Source organism: Sulfitobacter sp. 1A13368 (assembly GCF_043557275.1).
Taxonomy (GTDB): Bacteria; Pseudomonadota; Alphaproteobacteria; order Rhodobacterales; family Rhodobacteraceae; genus Sulfitobacter; species Sulfitobacter faviae.
On the sequence record NZ_JBIFFR010000006.1, the window covers coordinates 191047 to 204148 of the forward strand.

13 protein-coding genes are annotated in these 13102 nt (G+C 63.0%); 6 read left to right on the plus strand and 7 right to left on the minus strand.

The genetic code is table 11. The features are described from left to right. The first annotated feature begins 72 nt into the window (after positions 1-72). Both ACGYK4_RS13595 and uvrB read left to right on the plus strand, forming a co-directional pair. Positions 73-357, plus strand: coding sequence for an antifreeze protein (locus ACGYK4_RS13595; RefSeq protein WP_394456982.1), 285 nt, complete (start codon positions 73-75; stop codon positions 355-357). Between the two features lie 87 nt (positions 358-444). After that, positions 445-2649, plus strand: a complete 2205-nt coding sequence (uvrB, locus tag ACGYK4_RS13600; protein WP_394456984.1) for an excinuclease ABC subunit UvrB — start codon at positions 445-447, stop codon at positions 2647-2649. Positions 2650-2709: 60 nt separating this feature from the next. On the opposite strand, the gene ACGYK4_RS13605 is transcribed toward uvrB, so the two are convergent. After that, positions 2710-2979: a GlsB/YeaQ/YmgE family stress response membrane protein gene (locus ACGYK4_RS13605; protein ID WP_209217057.1), complete on the minus strand. Its 270-nt coding sequence runs from the start codon at positions 2977-2979 to the stop codon at positions 2710-2712. A gap of 232 nt (positions 2980-3211) precedes the next feature. Beyond that, the gene (locus tag ACGYK4_RS13610) at positions 3212-3568 is read right to left on the minus strand and encodes a PRC-barrel domain-containing protein (RefSeq protein ID WP_067268120.1); all 357 of its coding nucleotides are present in this window, start codon (positions 3566-3568) and stop codon (positions 3212-3214) included. A gap of 181 nt (positions 3569-3749) precedes the next feature. Between ACGYK4_RS13610 and ACGYK4_RS13615 the strand changes: the two genes are divergently transcribed. After that, on the plus strand, positions 3750-3935 hold the full coding sequence (locus ACGYK4_RS13615; protein ID WP_067268122.1) for a PLDc N-terminal domain-containing protein: 186 nt from the start codon (positions 3750-3752) through the stop codon (positions 3933-3935). A 129-nt stretch (positions 3936-4064) separates the two neighbouring features. Beyond that, positions 4065-4736 carry a hypothetical protein gene (locus ACGYK4_RS13620; protein ID WP_394456986.1) on the plus strand — a complete coding sequence of 224 codons (672 nt, stop codon included), beginning with the start codon at positions 4065-4067 and terminating at the stop codon, positions 4734-4736. 59 nt (positions 4737-4795) lie between these two features. Here ACGYK4_RS13620 and ACGYK4_RS13625 read toward each other — a convergent pair whose 3' ends face one another. The 3 genes from ACGYK4_RS13625 to ACGYK4_RS13635 all read right to left on the minus strand — a co-directional run bounded on the left by ACGYK4_RS13625 (position 4796) and on the right by ACGYK4_RS13635 (position 9369). After that, positions 4796-7084, minus strand: a complete 2289-nt coding sequence (locus tag ACGYK4_RS13625) for a glycosyl hydrolase family 28-related protein (protein WP_394456987.1) — start codon at positions 7082-7084, stop codon at positions 4796-4798. A 148-nt stretch (positions 7085-7232) separates the two neighbouring features. Further along, positions 7233-7646, minus strand: coding sequence for a DUF4864 domain-containing protein (locus tag ACGYK4_RS13630; protein WP_209217053.1), 414 nt, complete (start codon positions 7644-7646; stop codon positions 7233-7235). A gap of 61 nt (positions 7647-7707) precedes the next feature. Then, entirely contained in the window at positions 7708-9369 is a 1662-nt protein-coding gene (locus tag ACGYK4_RS13635; protein ID WP_394456988.1) for a lysine--tRNA ligase, read from the minus strand. 122 nt (positions 9370-9491) lie between these two features. Here ACGYK4_RS13635 and ACGYK4_RS13640 point away from each other — a divergent pair, with 122 nt between their 5' ends. Then, entirely contained in the window at positions 9492-9914 is a 423-nt protein-coding gene (locus ACGYK4_RS13640) for a tellurite resistance TerB family protein (protein WP_067268129.1), read from the plus strand. Positions 9915-9921: 7 nt separating this feature from the next. On the opposite strand, the gene dacB is transcribed toward ACGYK4_RS13640, so the two are convergent. Further along, positions 9922-11535, minus strand: a complete 1614-nt coding sequence (dacB, locus tag ACGYK4_RS13645; RefSeq protein ID WP_394456990.1) for a D-alanyl-D-alanine carboxypeptidase/D-alanyl-D-alanine-endopeptidase — start codon at positions 11533-11535, stop codon at positions 9922-9924. A 100-nt stretch (positions 11536-11635) separates the two neighbouring features. Here dacB and ACGYK4_RS13650 point away from each other — a divergent pair, with 100 nt between their 5' ends. After that, positions 11636-12469 (plus strand): DMT family transporter, encoded by an 834-nt coding sequence (locus ACGYK4_RS13650; RefSeq protein WP_394456992.1) that lies wholly within the window; start codon positions 11636-11638, stop codon positions 12467-12469. Here the strand turns inward: ACGYK4_RS13650 and ACGYK4_RS13655 are convergent. Continuing rightward, entirely contained in the window at positions 12461-13054 is a 594-nt protein-coding gene (locus ACGYK4_RS13655; protein WP_394456994.1) for a nicotinate-nucleotide adenylyltransferase, read from the minus strand. The genes ACGYK4_RS13650 and ACGYK4_RS13655 overlap by 9 nt on opposite strands. Positions 13055-13102: the final 48 nt, after the last annotated feature.

Here is a 13102-nt window from a genome sequence, read left to right on the forward strand (position 1 = left end):
GCCCGCGCAAATAAACCCTACCATGCTGCGGTGCAGAGACTACATCAAGATCACCCCATTGGAGTGTTCCATATGACCCCCTTCGCCCTCTTCGCCCTGCAAAGCCAGATCGCCGCCCTCGCGGTGGAAACCCAGATCGTGATGTCCCTGCGCCTCTTGGGCATGGCAGGCGCGCTGCCCGCCCGCCCCGGTGAGAGCAACCGCATGGTGGCCGAGAAAGGCCCGGCCATGGTCAAAGCCTTCACCGCCGGGACGCAGGCCATGATGCTGGGCAAACGCCCCGATCAGATCATCGACGCCTCGCTCGCCCCTCTGGCCCGCAAGGTGAGACAGAATCGTAAACGGTTGATGAAGTAGCGGCAAAAGCGCCCTTCGCGGCCCCCTGCCCCTTGAACCCCGCGTGAAAGAGGGCACCTATGGGAAGCTTGACGAAGGATACCCGCGATGCCCTATGCCCATTCCGACAAGACCGAGGGGATGCCGATGCTGGCAAACCCCGCCCCAGACGTGCGCAACCGCCCCAAACTGGAGGGCGGCCATAAGTTCAAACTGGTCACCGAATTCGACCCGGCGGGCGACCAGCCCACGGCGATCAAGGAACTAACCGAAGGGGTGAACTCGGGCGAGCGCGATCAGGTGCTTCTGGGCGCCACCGGGACGGGCAAGACCTTCACCATGGCCAAGGTCATCGAAGAGACGCAGCGCCCCGCCATCATCCTCGCTCCCAACAAGACGCTGGCGGCGCAGCTCTACGGCGAGTTCAAGGGCTTCTTCCCCGACAACGCGGTGGAATATTTCGTCTCCTACTACGACTATTACCAGCCCGAGGCCTATGTCGCGCGTTCCGACACCTTCATCGAGAAGGAGAGCCAGATTAACGAGCAGATCGACCGGATGCGCCACTCGGCCACCCGGGCGCTGCTGGAGCGTGACGACGTGATCATCGTGGCCTCGGTCTCCTGCATCTACGGCATCGGTAGCGTCGAGACCTATGGCGCGATGACCCAAGACCTGAAAGCGGGCAGCATGTACGACCAGCGCAAAGTCATCGCCGATCTGGTGGCCCAGCAGTACAAGCGCAACGACGCGGCCTTCCAGCGGGGCTCCTTTAGGGTGCGCGGCGACAGTCTTGAAATCTTCCCCGCCCACCTTGATGACCGCGCGTGGCGGCTGTCTTTCTTTGGCGAGGAGTTGGAGAGCATCACCGAGTTCGACCCGCTCACAGGTGAGAAGACCGATACGTTCGACCAGATCCGCGTCTACGCCAACAGCCACTACGTGACGCCGAAGCCGACGATGCAGCAGGCCATTCAGGGCATCAAGAAAGAGCTGCGCACCCGGCTCGACCAGCTTGTCGCCGACGGCAAGCTGCTGGAGGCGCAGCGGCTGGAGCAGCGCACCAATTTCGATATCGAGATGCTGGAGGCCACCGGCGTCTGCAACGGGATCGAGAACTACTCGCGCTATCTGACGGGGCGTGCCCCGGGCGAGCCGCCCCCCACCCTCTTCGAATTCATCCCCGACAATGCCATCGTCTTTGCTGATGAAAGCCACGTCTCGGTGCCGCAGATCGGCGGCATGTACAAGGGCGACTACCGGCGTAAGTTCACGCTGGCGGAACACGGCTTCCGCCTGCCCTCCTGCATGGACAACCGCCCGCTGAAGTTCGAGGAATGGGACGCCATGCGCCCGCAATCGGTCTTTGTCTCCGCCACGCCCGCGGCCTGGGAGATCGAGCAGACCGGCGGTGTTTTCACCGAACAGGTCATCCGCCCCACCGGCCTTTTGGACCCCCAAGTCGAGATCCGGCCCGTGGAAATGCAGGTCGATGATCTCTTGGACGAGGTGCGGAAGGTGGCCGCCGATGGCTACCGCTCGCTTTGCACCGTGCTGACCAAACGCATGGCCGAAGACCTCACCGAATACATGCACGAACAGGGTATCCGCGTGCGCTACATGCACTCCGACATCGACACGATCGAGCGGATCGAAATCCTGCGCGACCTGAGGCTGGGCGCCTTCGACGTGCTGATCGGGATCAACCTGCTGCGCGAGGGGTTGGACATTCCCGAATGCGGGCTGGTCGCCATCCTCGACGCCGACAAGGAAGGTTTCCTGCGCTCCGAGACTTCGCTCATCCAGACCATCGGCCGCGCCGCGCGCAACGCCGAAGGGCGCGTCATCATGTACGCCGACCGCATCACCGGCTCCATGGAGCGCGCCATGGGCGAGACCGAGCGCCGCCGCGCCAAGCAGATCGCCTATAACGAGGAACATGGCATCACCCCCGCCACGGTGAAGAAGAACGTCGAGGACATCCTCGCCGGGCTCTACAAGGGCGACGTTGACATGAACCGCGTCACCGCCAAGGTCGACAAGCCGATGGCGGGCGGCAACCTGCAAGCCGTGCTCGACGGGCTGCGCGCCGATATGCGCAAGGCAGCCGAGAACCTAGAGTTCGAAGAGGCCGCGCGCCTGCGTGACGAGGTCAAACGGCTGGAAGCCGTGGACCTTGCCGTCGCTGACGACCCGATGGCGCGCCAGCAGGCAGTCGACCGCGCCGTCGATGCCGCGCAGCAAGCCTCGGGCCGCAGCACCTCAGGCCGCGGCGGAATGCGCGGCGGCAATGTAAAGCGCCGTAAACGCTAAAGAAAAAGGGCCGCCCAGCTCAGGGTGGCCCTTGCACAATCCAACCCTAAAACACCGCGGTTACCGTCGCAGTGCCGCCACCAAGGCCAACACCAGCGCCGCCCCGATTGCGGCGACGACCAGCAGCAAAAGCAAGCCCCCCGCGGCCACCACCGTCACGCCCAGCGCGGCAAGGATGAAGGGCAGCGCCACGGCGCCGACGACCCCTAAAACAAGGTAAAGAATACGGTTCCGGCCGGCCACGGCCCCGGCAATGGCCCCGGCGGCAAGCCCGACCACCACGAGCGCGATCAGCGCCACCGCGCCAAGCGTATCAAGAAAGGCTTCCATCGAAGGGTTCTCCTAAATCAAATGAAGGGTACGAATGGCACGCCGCATGCCCCAAGGGTCAGCAGCAGGCCGAGAGCGATCAATCGGCGCATCGGGGTTCCTTTCCAATCACGGCCAAACCAGCCGCACTCTCATCAGACCCGATCCGCTGCGCGAAAACAATGGGCTACGCAGACTATCGCCACAGCGAAAGGGAGGCGTCATCGCCTCCCTTAACCATCTAGAGCGCCTATCAAATCCAGTAATAAGGCACGCCGTAGTGATCGAACGTCCGCTCTTGCCACGCGCGGTCGCTGTGCCACTGCTCGGTCCGCTCCGGCGCGCCTTTGACCGTTGCCTCGTCAATATTGGTCATGAAACCATCGCGCGAGGGGTCATAGTTCAGCGCGTTCCACGGGACCGGGTAATGCTCTTCCCCGAGACCCAGAAAACCGCCGAAGCCCATCACGGCATAGGCAACCTTGCCGGATTTCTTGTCGATCATCAGATGGTCGATATGGCCGATTTCAGTCCCGTCCGCACCGAAAACGGCGGTGCCGTTCACGTTGTCCGAAGAAACCAGCGATGCGGGTGCTGTCGTGTCAGTCATGGCTTGTTCCTCTCATGATTGCTGTACCCACAAAACCCAAGGCGGGCGGCGCCGGTTCCCGCAATACGGGCAGACTGGCGGGGATCGGCTTAGCCCCGGCGCGGCGCGGTCCGGGAACAATTGCGCGCGCCCTTGGGTTGATCACTCAATAGAAACGCACGCATTCGAGAGGGATCAAACAATGGAATATGGACTTTTAGGGCTCATCATCCTCATCGCCGACATCTACGCCATCTATCAGGTCGTCACCTCCAGCGCCTCGGGCGCGGCCAAGATCGCTTGGGTCTTGGGCATCATCATCCTGCCAGTGCTGGGCTTCATCGTCTGGCTCATCGCAGGCCCCCGCGGCAACAAGGCCCACGTCTGAGCCCACGCCGGGCGACCCTGACATAGCAACCGCAAAACCCGGTGCCTTCGGCGCCGGGTTTTCACGTTCCCATCCCGCGAGAAACGATTTGTTAACCGCCATTAACCAAGATCGCAGCAGGAGCCTGCCATGCGATCTGCCCTTTGTCTTACCCTACTGGCCTGCCAGTTCAGCCCCACCGCCGCCCACGCCGGGCCGTGGCTGCGCGAGGAAGGCACGACCTTCATCTCAAGCTCCTTCTCGGCGACTTACTTCTACGACCTCTCCCAAAGCACCTATATCGAATACGGGCTCCGCGAGCGGCTCACACTCGGCTTCGACCTCAACACCGCGCAAAGCCGTTTTGGCCTGCAAAGCGGCCATGCCACCGTCTTCCTACGCTTCCCCTTGCGAGAGCCGAGTGACACGGGTCGCTGGGCCTATGACATTGGCGCCGGGGCAAGCTGGTCGGGGAAACTCATCTCCCCCCACCTCAGGGCCGGGCTGTCTTGGGGCCGTGGTTTCACATTGGGCGAACGGAACGGCTGGCTGACCGTCGACGCCTCTGCCCGCTGGGAGTTCGGGTTTTCGCAAGAAGTCATAAAGATCGACAGCACCGCCGGGCTCGACTTCACCCCCGTGACCACCGGAATGGCGCAGGTCTTTCTCACCTACACGGGGGGTGAGACCTATGCCAAATTCGCCTCCTCTATCGTCCTGTCGCCCAGCTTCACCAAATACCGCCTGCAATTGGGCAGCGAAATCCCCTTCGACGCGCCAGAGAATTCGGCCCTCACCCTCAGCCTCTGGCGGGAGTTCTAAGTCAAATGGCCCCGCCGATCTCCGGCAGGGCCACTTCACAGCTCAGCGCAGCGCCACGGTCAGCGGTTGTCCATCCGCACCATGACAGAGACCTTGCCCTTCACCGGCGTCGGCCAAACCACATGCAACTGATCCCGGTCCGGCCCTTCGGCGTGTTTCACATAAGGCATGTCGAACTGCGCCACGTTGTTGCCGTTGCGGATCGCCCCATGGGCCACTACCGCGTCGCTGTTGAGCGCTTGCCCCTCGAACGGCAGATGCCCGGCGGTATCGATCACCCAAGTCTCTGACGGGGTCGACTGGGTGAACTCGATCTCGGCCATATTCTCGACTTGCGTGGTCACCGCATGGAAGGAATTGCCCTTCATCACCACGTTCTTGCACCGCGACAGGTCAAGATCAGCAAAGGTCGTATCCACCCGCTCGGCCCGGTCAATGCTGCCGTTAAGGCTGCGGAACCGGTTGCCTGTGATGGTCACCCCGCTCAGGAAATGCCCCGCGCCATGCGGTTTTACCACGATATAGCTGAACCACGGGGCCACCTCCCCGGACAGAAAGATATTGTCGCTGATGCTGAGCGCGCTGAACGAATAGCCCGTGGAGAAGGCCGGGGTCGGGTCCTGCTCATTCGTCCATTCGATAAAGCAATTATCGACGTAATTGCCGGTCACCACCGCGCTGGTATGGGCCGAAGCAAGGATCAGCCCCGCCGAGCGTACACCGTTGTCGACCGCATCGCCCTGAAAGAAGTGATTGCCCGTCACGATGCTGTTGCCCCCCGCCAGCAGTGCAAAATGGCGGAATTTGGTCGCACGGCAATCGCGCAGCTTCACGTCGTTGGCGTTGGTGTTAAGCGCGATGGAGGTCCGGTTCGGCACCGTCAGCGCATCCTCTGCCGACAGGAACTGACAGCGGTCAATCAACATGCCCTGACAGCCCCCGCCGATCGAGGTGACGCCGCGGTCTTTCGGGCGGCTGACAAAACAGTCCCGCAGGTGAAAGATCAGCCCCGAGGGCGCGAGGTTGATCGCGCTGCACCGGTTGTTGCACTGGAACTCGATATCATCGAGCACGAATTTCGACAGCGAGGCGAAGCCGCTGAAATCCACCATGTATTGGAACTTGCGGAAGGTGAAATTCTGCGTTCCCTCCGCATCGTAAAGCGGCGCGTTGAGCGTGATCTCCTGCGTGGCGACATTCTTGGACCGCACATAAATCTCGCGCCCCACCCCGGCCCCTTCAACCAGTGCGCCCACCGGCACGTTGGCGATATTGGTCACATTGGTCAGCTTGCGCGCGTCCGAGGCCGCGTAGCGCGCCTGCGAGGTCACCACCACCGTATCCCATGCGCTGCTCGCCGCGGCCTCAAGCTGGCCGTTGCGGATCACCCGACGGGTGGCATAGCTGGTCTTGTCCGGCACCGCCGCCTGCATGTCGAGCGGCCCGGTCACATTCACCTTGCGCCCCCCCATATCGAGCGAGTCGTGATCCGCGTTGTTCAAAAGCGCCTGAAAGGCTTTCAGAAAAGCGGTCTCTTCATTCTCGAAGGCTTCGATATAGCTGGGCAGGTCGAAATTGCGGCGCAGCAACAGCACCGCCCCTACCGGCATGGTCACATGGCCCTCGAATTTGACCGGCGTGTCAAAGGTCACATCCCCGTTCAGCAGGTAGTTCCCCGCGGGCACCAGCACCGTGCGCCCCGCCGCCGCGGCATTTGCCGCCTCGAAAGCGGCGGTATCGTCGCTCACCCCGTTGCCCACCGCACCAAAGTCGCGCACATCGACCTGCGCCAGCATGTCCCGCAGAAAGACCGAGGTGACATCCTCGATCACGATATCGTCGATCCGAACCACGCCGCCCGTCGGCCCGGTCAGGTCCAACCCGAAATGCCCATAGACGGCCCCGGTGCCCCAGACCATATCAACCCCGCCACGGTCGCCGCTGCCGATGATCGCGCTGACCTCGACCACCTCGCCATAGGCCGTCAGCGCAACCGCCGGCCCGGTCTCCGTCACACCGCTCACCCGGCCCCCACCCGCCTGCGCCGGATAGCCTGCGATCCGCACCGTCGGCAGGTTGCCACTCACCGCCTTCACCCGCGCCGTGACCCGCAGATAGCAGCCCGGCAGCAGCGGGGTCTGCCCCATGTAGCGCAGCCGTTGCGTGGCTTGCGTCTTCAGCAGTTCCAACGCCCCGCCAAAGTCCTGATCCGCGGGGACAAAGGCGGCATTGGCCGCGTTCTCATAGGTGTCCGACCCCGGCGTGCCGTCGCCGCTCGACCAGACATCCAGCTCCGCCGCAAAGGGGGTGGGCATCAACACCACGCCATCGGTAATCGCCTTGTTCATCGCTTTTCCTTTCCCCGGTCCGCACCTCCCACCGGGGCGCGCCGCTCAACTGCTCAGGCTCGGCGAGGGCCGAACCGCGAGGTCAGGGAAGTATCAACGATGTATTAACCCGCATTTGCCCCGCCGCTCGGGGGCGGCGCAACAATGGTCAGACATTGGCCCCCGGCGCGTCGAGGATTTGCACCGCGCCGATGCGCCAGCCCGCCTCCGTCCGTTCCATCAGATAGCCCAACAGATGCGTGAACCCTTGAGGATCGACCACCTGCACCACCTGATAAAAACGCGCCCCATCCGCGCGCCGGTCAAGGAACCGCACCTCCGCCGGGTTCTGCACCATCGGGTAGCCATTGCTCACCATGCTGCGAAAGTTCTCGGGGGTCTGGAAAAAGCGCTGCAAATTCGGCGTGGCGAATTCTAATGCGGCGGCGAAATCATTCGCGCGAAAAGCGTCGAACTGGCGGTTGATCGTCTCTTCGATCTCAGCCTGCTGCGCCATCGCGCCAAAGCTAAGAAGGGCCGATAGCACCAGCCCTCCGAAGAACGTGAACATCCCTTTGCGCATTGCCTTTCCCCCTCTGCCCATATTGAATGATCTAAGTCACGCAAGGGCAGAGGCAAAAGTTTCACGTGTTGATCAGCTTGCCCGCAAGCGCGTCGTCGATCAGCGTGACGGTCTCTTCCACGCCATAAAGCGCGATGAAACCCCCGAAACGCGGCCCCTGATCGGCGCCCAAGAGCACTTGGTAAAGCGCCTTGAACCAGTCGCGCAGCGGGTCGAAACGATCCCGCCCCACATCAAAGACAATCTGTTGAAGCTCTTCAGGATTTGTGTAGCTTTGAACCTTTTCTCCTGAGACCGTTTTTTCACCCACTTTCTGCGTTGGGATGCCCAACTCCAGCGGCAAATTTTCCCTAGGCATGTAAACACTCAGCCGGTCACGCAGGTCTTCCAGCGCCTCGCGCTCCAGCTCGGTTGGGGCGCGGAACACCTTCGTGGGCTTCACGAAGTCGTTGAAATAGCGCACCGCGTGGCCCGCCGCCGCATCCATGCCGGGGTTGCTCTCAGGCGTCGCCTCGGGCGCATAGCGCTGGATGAAGCCCCACAGCTGCGACTTGTCCTCGGCGCTCGACACGGAGGCGAGGTTCAAGAGCATTGAGAAAGGCACCACCATATCCGACTTCGGGACATCGCCGCCGTGGATATGCCAGACGGGGTTATTCAGCCGCGCCTTCACGTCCTGCGCCTCATAGGCGCGCAGCTGCTGGTGATACTCGTCGACCGCCTTGGGGATCACGTCGAAATACATGCGCTTGGCCGTCTTGGGCTTGAGGAACATGAAATAGGACAGGCTCTCGGTGCTGGCATAGCTCAGCCATTGGTCGATCGAGATGCCATTGCCGCTGGATTTCGAAATTTTCTGCCCGTTCTCATCAAGGAACAGCTCATAGCTGAAATGCTCGGGCTTCTTGCCGCCCAAGATCTCGCAGATGCGGTCGTAGATCGCCGTGTTGGTGGCGTGTTCCTTGCCGTACATCTCGAAGTCGACGTCGAGCGCGGCCCAGCGGGCGCCGAAATCGGGCTTCCATTGCAGCTTCACGTTGCCACCGGTGACCGGCAGCGTCATCTCGTTGCCGTCCTCGTCGTCGAAGGTGATCGTGCCGTCCTTGGCGTTGACCTCCTTCATCGGCACATACATCACGCGGCCCGTTTCGGGGTGGATCGGCAGGAAGATCGAATAGGTCTGCGCGCGCTCTTCGCGCAGCGACTTCAGCATCACCGCCATGATCTCGTCGTACTTCTCGCAGGCGCGCAGCAGCACCTCGTCGAACTGGCCCGAGCGGTAGAATTCGCGCGCGGAATAGAACTCGTACTCGAAGCCGAAGGTGTCGAGGAAGCGGCGCAGCATGGCGTTGTTGTGATGGCCAAAGCTCTCATGCGTGCCGAAAGGGTCTGGCACGGAGGTCAGCGGCTTGTGCATATGCTCTTCCAGCATCTCCCGCTGGGGCACGTTGCCCGGCACCTTGCGCATGCCGTCTAGGTCATCCGAGAAACACACCAGCTTGGTCGGGATGTCGCTGATCTCTTCAAAGGCGCGCTTGATCATCGTGGTGCGCAGGACTTCGCCGAAGGTGCCAATATGCGGCAGGCCCGAGGGGCCATAGCCCGTCTCGAACAGGACGTAACCCTTCTCTGGCGGCTTCTTGGCATAGCGTTTGAGCACCCGGCGCGCTTCTTCAAAGGGCCATGCTTTGCTGCTAAGTGCCGCGTCTCGGGTCTCGGACATGTCAGATCATCCATCTTTTGGCGTCCCTGCGCCCAATGCGCACGGGGTCGCCCGTTCCTATTGCGTCACTCCCTGAGGGTCAATATTCTGCACCGCAACATACCTGTGCAAAGGATACCGCGATGCCCGACACATCTTCCCTCTCGCTCAGCGCCCAAGACAGCCTTGTCGCGCTGATGATCGCGGTCTCGGCCTCGGATGAGGACATCCGCACCGCCGAACTGGTCAAAATCGAATCCGCGCTGAACCTGCTGCCGGTCTTCTCGGGCTATGACAATGATCGCGTCTCGACGATTGGCAAAACGGTCTTTGACCTGTTCGAACAGGAGGACGGGTTGGATGCCCTCTTTGGCCTGATCCGCGAGGCCCTGCCGGAGCGTTTGCATGAAACGGCCTATGCGCTGGCCTGCGACGTGGCCGCCGCCGATGGCACGCTGGACGAGGCCGAGCTGCGGCTGCTCGAAGAGATCCGCTATGAGCTTAACATCGACCGGCTCCACGCCGCCGCGATCGAACGCGGCGCGCGGGCGCGGCACCTGACCTGAGCGCGGGTTAGGACTCTTCCAGCGCGACTTCCGGCTCGGCCCCGACCTCGGCTTCGGCATCAGGGTCGGGCGCCGCTGGCGTCTTAGGCGCGGCTTCGCCCTCCGGCTCGGGCTTCACGGCGACGTTATACAACAGGCCCCACCGCTCCAGCAGCCCGCGTTGCACACGTTTGGCCCGCGCGTTCCAAGCCCGCGCCCCCGGCGGACGCTCACGCTCGGCCCGGCTGATCTTGGCCCGTTCCTCGATATTCGCGGTCAGGATCGTAAAGGCCAGCACCCGGTCCTCGGGCGTGGTCAGGAACCCGGCCAGCGCCGAGACGAAGTTCAGCGTGCCGGTCTTCGCGTCGATCTCAATCGGATTGTCACGCTCAGGGCGGCCCCGATCATCGCGCAGATAGACCGGTTTCAAGATCGGCCGCAGCCCCGTGCCATGAATGCGCGCCAGCCCCCCGGCCATGTCATGCACGGTCATCTTGCTGTCGTCGCCAAGACCCGAATGGTCAATCATCGCCGGGTTTTCCATACCCAGTTCCTCAATCGCCCATTTGTTCATCTCGGCGGCAGAGGCCCGCAGACTCGGCACCGTACCCAACCGTTTGGCGCTTGCAGCCATGCCGACCATCTCGGCGGTGAGGTTGGTAGAGTATTTCAGCATGTCCTTAAGGATCGGCCGCAGCTCGGCGCTGCGATGGGTGACGAGGGTCTCACCTTCGGGCAGCGTCTCGATCAGCTCCGCATCGCCCAGTTTGATGCCATGGCTCCGGGCGATGGTGGCAAAGATATCGCCCGCATAGACACCGGGCCGCCGGATCGGCAGCCAACGCGCCCCGCCAGAGCCCAAGGCCCCCTCCGCGACCGTCCAAACATCGCGCTCAGGCCGGTTTTCGTAGGTATAAACCGGCCCACTGCGATCCACGACTTCCATCGTGGCGACGCGCACAGCGGGCGCATAGCGCGCCGCGCGGCCCTCCATGGTCACGTCATAGCCGTTGCCCGTGCGCTTCCATTCAAAATGCACCCGATTGTAGTTCAACGCGATCCCCGAAACCCCGGGGTTGTAGCCGACATGGTCAGGCTGTTCAGGGTCAATCGCAAAGGTCGCGGGCAGCGCGCCCTCATAGACCTTGAAAGCGCCCTTCACGCCGATGATGCCCGCCTCTTTCAGGTCTTCGGCCATCTGCCCCAGATTGTCACTGTCGAGGGTCGGATCCCCCCCACCGACGAGGATCAGATCGCCCTGCACCTCACCATCGACGACACCGCCGGTCGCCAAAAGGCGCGTCTCGAACACATGATCCGGCCCCAGTTGATCCAGCGCATAAAGCGCGGTGATCGCCTTGATGCTGCTGGCGGGCGGGATGCCATCGGTGGCGTTGGACGCCTCCAGCCAGATGCCGGTGTCGACGTCGACCACGGCAAAGGCCACCGTGCCGGTGATCCCGCTGTCGGCGATGATCTCGGACACATTGGGAATGGCCTGTTTATACAGGTCGGCATCGCGCCCCACGGGGCGCAACGAAGTGGTCGGCGGCTCGGCCCAAGCAGAGGCCGCCGCCAGTGCAGCGGCAGCCGTCCCAAGGAAAATGCGGCGTGTGAAACGTCGTGAAAAACTCTGGCTCATGGGCTTGATATAAACCCCAAGCGGCGTTCGGCCACAACCGGTCTGACAAGGGTGGAGCTTTCGCGGTTGCACAAAACCGCCGACCTGCTAACCCAACGTCATGCAACGCGCTATTCCGATCATGTTCATCGCCATGTCACTGATCCCCGCAGGGGACAGCGCGGGTAAAATCCTGACCTCTGGCATGGGGGTGGCACCGGTCTTCGTGGCATGGTCGCGCTTTGCCATCGGGGCGCTGATGGTGCTGCCGTTCCTGCCCCGTGGCACATGGGGGCTGATGCGCGATTGGCGGCTCTGGCTGCGGGCGGGCACCTTGGCCTTGGGGATCACCTGCATTCAAACCGCGCTCAGGACCGAGGCGATTGCCAATGTCTTTGCCGCCTTCTTTATCGGGCCGATGATCAGCTACCTGCTGGCCGCGATCTTTCTGCGCGAGCGCATTAGCCTGCTGCGCAGCGCGTTGATCCTGATGGGCTTTTGCGGCGTGCTGCTGGTGGTGCGCCCGGGGCTGGGTGGCGGCACGGGCGGGCCGGGGCTAATGTTTGCCGTGGCGGCGGGGCTGTTCTACGGCGTCTTTCTCACCATGTCGCGCTGGCTGTCTGACCTCGCCCCGCCCCTTGCGCTGACTTTCACCCAACTGGCGATGAGCGCGGTGATGCTGCTGCCTCTGGGTCTGATGAACCTACCCGCAGCCACCCTGCCCGTCGCGGGGCTGGCCACCGCGAGCGCGCTGTTTTCGATGCTGGGCAATCTGCTGCTGCTCTATGCCTACCGCCGGGCGCCCGCCACGCGGCTGGCACCCTTGGTCTATTTCCAACTGATCGCGGCGGTGCTGCTGGGATTGTTTCTGTTCAGTACCCTGCCCGATGCGCTGACTTGGGCGGGGCTGGCGGTGATCATCACCGCGGGCATCACCTCGGCCCGGCTACGCTGAGCGCCAGCCCCCCGCGGCACGCAACGCGGTGGACGACACATCGACCATCGGCACATTCACGAAACACCACGCCGGCGCCGTGGCGCGGCCCAGCAACTGGCTGTTCCGCCCTGCGATCCGGTAGGGCGCATAAAGCGCTGCCGCCCGGCTCATCCGGGCCGAGATACGCTGCCCGGGCCGCGCCAGCACGCCCACCGGCACCGTCTCCATGATCTGCCGCCAGTCTTGCCACAGATGGAACTGCGCAAGGTTGTCGGCCCCCATCAGCCAGACGAACCGCACCCCGGGATAGTGCCGCCGCAGCGCCGCCAGCGTCTGAGCGGTGTAACGGGTGCCTAACTGTGCTTCGATCCCCGTGATCTCGCCCCGCGGGTGATCCATCACCGCCCGCGCCCGCGCCATGCGCTGCGCCATGGGCGCCGGGCCATGTTCTTTCAACGGGTTGCCGGGGCTCAGCAGCCACCAGACCCGATCCAGCCCAAAGCGTTTCAATGCCTCGCGGGTGATATGCGCATGGCCCTCATGCGCCGGGTCAAAGGACCCGCCCAACAGGCCCACGACCTGCCCTTTGGTGGCGAATGGCATGGTATTGCGCAAGAAAATGGCCCCCGATCCGAAATCAGGGGCCAAAGG